Raw genomic sequence first — 3,449 nt, forward strand, 5'->3', positions numbered from 1 at the left:
GGCTGTATCCCCCTGGGCCAGGACGGTTCGGCGGTGGGTGAATTCGGCGGTTGGTTCTGCCCGTGCCACGGATCGCACTACGACACCTCTGGCCGGATCCGGAAAGGGCCGGCACCACGCAACCTCGATATACCGCCCTACGTTTTTGGAGACGACATGCAACTCGTCATAGGCACCTGACCGGCGTACACGCCACTTGCACTTCACCCCGTCAGATCAGAAGACCATCGAGGAGCTGAGCCAGGCTGTGGGCCACACCACAAAGCGCGTCGTGACCCGGTCGCGCGCTGTCGGGCGCAACCCGTTTGAGGGGCGCGGTGGATCCGAGCGGACCGAGGATACGCCGCTTCTGACCAAGGACCAAGCCCGCCGCATGGACCTGCCGTATCTCCGTGATGACCGGGTTCGTAAACAGGATGGATCAACGGCGGGCCCGTGCCCGTCCCGCCGGCGCCGTTGGTGCCGTGGCAGGACGAACAGGCGCGTTCGAAAGCAATCTGGCCGAAATAGGCTGGCGCGTTAAGGGTTTCGGGCAGGTTGATTGTCTCGGGATCAGGCGCAGGGTTTGCGGCGTCGGCGCCATGCATCTGGGTGCTGACCCTCGGCCGGTCGCGGTCTTCATCGGACTGGGCGGCAAGACTTGTCCCTGGTCCGCCGGCAAGGAAGCATTGCAATAGCGAACTTCTTCACGGCCATCCTGTACACTTTTCTTCACCACTCTCGATGAATGCCTCAATCCCGGTATTTCCGCCCGGTCATTTCGCGCAGATCCAGTTTCGTCTAGTCGTGGTCTTCCTCTTCCTCCAAATGCTCCATCATCTCCTTGAGCGCGTCCGGGATGTCCGCCTCGGAAAACTTTGCCTGTTCGTCGGGGTCGTGGACAAAGGCAATGATCGCGGCGAGTTCCTCACCCGTGAACTCGATCTGATATCCCAGTTCGTCCTCCTGCGCTTCGATCATCGCGGGGGCGCCACGCCACATGCGGGCGGCGAACTCGAAGGGGTTCATCGGTATGTCCATGAACTCCGCATCCAGCATCGACGCGTCTTCTCCACCGACGCCGTTGACCGAGTGGCATACGACGCATCCCTTCGATGCAAAAAGCTTTCGGCCCTCGGACGAACTCATGGACGGCATCATCAGTCCGTTGCTCATCATGTCTCCTTGCATGACGTGAGAGTCAGCGATTGCCGACTGGGATGTCAAAAATACAAGAGTTGCGGCAAATGCCATATACGGCGTCTTCATGACTTACTCCTTGTCGATTTCAGTTCACGGCGAGTCGGTTTCCCGAGTCGCTCCTGAAACCTCAAGAAAAAAACGCGGGTCCCGCCTTGATATAGCTCAAATAGGCCTCCCCGAATCGCGCGGAACTGACTGCCTTCTCGTTTCTGGCCAGACGGGCGTACATCCAGACCAGCACCGGGAACATCGCGAGCGGCAGGATGGTTGGCCACTGCACAAGAAAGCCCAGCATGATGAGAACGAATCCCGCGTAATTGGGATGGCGAATGCGGGCGTATGGGCCTGTCGTGGCCAACCGCGCCTGTCTTTGCGCCGACCATGGATGGAGTCACGCCACAGATATCACCCGGAAGCCGCCTCTGATCAGGGCGAAACTCATGATGTGGACGGGGCCGAAGTGTGGGTTTGACTGCCAGCCGAGGGCCAGCCAGTCGATATCCGGCCGGGTCGATTGCAGCCAGCCGGACGCGAAGTCTGCGGCTTGAAAAAGCTGAAGGCGAAGATGATGCAAACCCGGAGTTGATGAATACCAGCAACCGAAGGCCATATGCCGTTCCGGACGGTCACGTCTTGTCGTCTCCGGCGCCATGTCCGTCATGACGGCCATGCATGAAGATGTGCATGCCGACCGCAAAGCACCAATGGCAGCCAGATGAGCAATCCGCTGCACGGGATGTGCACCCGGTGCTCGTAACCCAGAAGCAGGCTACGTACCGCCGGGGCAAAGATCAGATAGACGCCGGCGCGCGATCGCCGGACCGAGGCGGGCGGCGTCGAGGCGACGTTTCGGTCTGATATGTCCGGTTCGTCCGGGTCCTCGGGGGTAACGTCAGAAACGAGGCTTTGGCCTCTCCTTCATCGAACGTCCTCCTGCCAGTTGGTGCCGCTTTCGGTCTCGGCGAGGGAGGCCTCGAGCGCCGCTCGTGGGGCGACACCGTCGAGCGGACGCACCGCGATATCCAGCCGCCGGGCCGCGTTGTAGCCAAGCGCCGCGGCCTCGGTGGGGGCTGCGCCGTAGGTGCTGCGGTAGCGCGCGGCAAAGCTGCTGGCGTCATTGTCGGCGGCCCAGCCGTTGGGAAGCGCACCGGGACGCAACATGACGCCGGCGAAAGCAAGCGATGCGGCGGCGGCGGATGCGTCCGGTTCCGGTCCGATCACGACCAGGACGTCGGGCGGTGTCCGGGGCGTCCCGACCAACCCGGCGACCTGGCCTGCCGCTTCGGCAGGCAGCGGCAGAAGCTGCACATCCACCCCGCCCAGATGGCCGTCTGACGTTTCGGCCGAATGCCCGTCGCGCTCATCCGCCGCCAACAGGAATCCGTTGGCCGCCTCGGCGAGACGCGCCTCTCGTTCCTCACCCGCCACCAGAAGCCCGGCGGTAAATTCGTGCGCCGTCGCCATGTTCGCCGTGGCGGTGAGCGCAAGAGCGGCCAGCGCGCCCCGAATGACATCTTGTCTCATATTCTTGCACCTCTCAGTCGCAGGGAATTGAGCACCACCGAAATCGATGACGCGCTCATGGCGAAGGCGGCGAACATCGGGCTGATCAGGATGCCGAAGAATGGGAAAAGAACCCCCGCCGCGACCGGCACGCCGGAAGCGTTGTAGATCAGCGCGAAGAACAGGTTCTGGCGGATGTTGCGCATCGTGGCCCGCGCCAGCCGCCGCGCCCGCACGATCCCGTCGAGGTTGCCCTTGACCAGCGTGATGCCCGCGCTTTCGATAGCCACATCGGCGCCGGTGCCCATGGCAATGCCGACATCGGCCTGTGCCAGCGCGGGCGCATCGTTCACGCCGTCCCCGGCCATCGCGACCTTGCGGCCTTCCTGCTGCAACTCCTTGATGATCCGCGCCTTGTCCTCGGGCAGCACATCGGCCCGGATCTCGTCGATGCCCAGACGCGCGCCGATGGCCTTGGCCGTGCGTTCGTTGTCACCGGTGGCCATGATGACGCGGAAACCCAGGTCGTGCAGCGCCTCGATGGCGGCGGGTGTGGTCTCTTTCACCGGGTCGGCGACACTGACGAGACCGGCAATCTCGCTGTCCAGCACCACGAACATCACCGTCTCGCCCTCGTCACGGCGGGCATTGGCCTTGGCGGTCAGGTCGCCCGCCTCAAATCCCAGATCGCGGATCATCGCCAGATTGCCGAGCGCGACAGCCTTGCCGTCCACCACGCCCTTGACGCCCTTGCCGGTGACCGC

Annotated in this window: 6 protein-coding genes and 2 pseudogenes; 2 read left to right on the forward strand and 6 right to left on the reverse strand. The window is 63.3% G+C overall.

The window, feature by feature from the left end:
• Together GE300_RS21870 and GE300_RS21875 are read left to right on the forward strand one after the other, a co-directional pair.
• A partial coding sequence (locus GE300_RS21870; protein WP_154449682.1) for a Rieske 2Fe-2S domain-containing protein occupies positions 1-180 on the forward strand: 180 nt, incomplete at its 5' end.
• A gap of 16 nt (positions 181-196) precedes the next feature.
• Positions 197-382, forward strand: a pseudogene (locus tag GE300_RS21875) (TraM recognition domain-containing protein); the annotation flags it as partial.
• A 22-nt stretch (positions 383-404) separates the two neighbouring features.
• Here the strand turns inward: GE300_RS21875 and GE300_RS23820 are convergent.
• The 6 genes and pseudogenes from GE300_RS23820 to GE300_RS21895 form a co-directional block, all read right to left on the reverse strand.
• Positions 405-587: pseudogene (locus GE300_RS23820) on the reverse strand (c-type cytochrome); the annotation flags it as partial.
• 193 nt (positions 588-780) lie between these two features.
• The gene (locus GE300_RS21880) at positions 781-1,248 is read right to left on the reverse strand and encodes a c-type cytochrome (protein ID WP_233417310.1); all 468 of its coding nucleotides are present in this window, start codon (positions 1,246-1,248) and stop codon (positions 781-783) included.
• 61 nt (positions 1,249-1,309) lie between these two features.
• Entirely contained in the window at positions 1,310-1,540 is a 231-nt protein-coding gene (locus GE300_RS23960) for a methyltransferase family protein (RefSeq protein ID WP_233417311.1), read from the reverse strand.
• Positions 1,541-1,573: 33 nt separating this feature from the next.
• On the reverse strand, positions 1,574-1,843 hold the full coding sequence (locus GE300_RS23965) for a hypothetical protein (RefSeq protein WP_233417312.1): 270 nt from the start codon (positions 1,841-1,843) through the stop codon (positions 1,574-1,576).
• Between the two features lie 257 nt (positions 1,844-2,100).
• Complete coding sequence (locus GE300_RS21890) at positions 2,101-2,706, reverse strand: hypothetical protein (RefSeq protein WP_154449683.1); 606 nt, start codon at positions 2,704-2,706, stop codon at positions 2,101-2,103.
• Positions 2,703-3,449, reverse strand: a 747-nt coding sequence (locus tag GE300_RS21895) for an HAD-IC family P-type ATPase (protein WP_154449684.1), incomplete at its 5' end; no start/stop codon positions are given. The genes GE300_RS21895 and GE300_RS21890, both read right to left, overlap by 4 nt.

It is taken from the genome of Halovulum marinum (genome assembly GCF_009697225.1).
Classification (GTDB): domain Bacteria; phylum Pseudomonadota; class Alphaproteobacteria; order Rhodobacterales; family Rhodobacteraceae; genus Halovulum; species Halovulum marinum.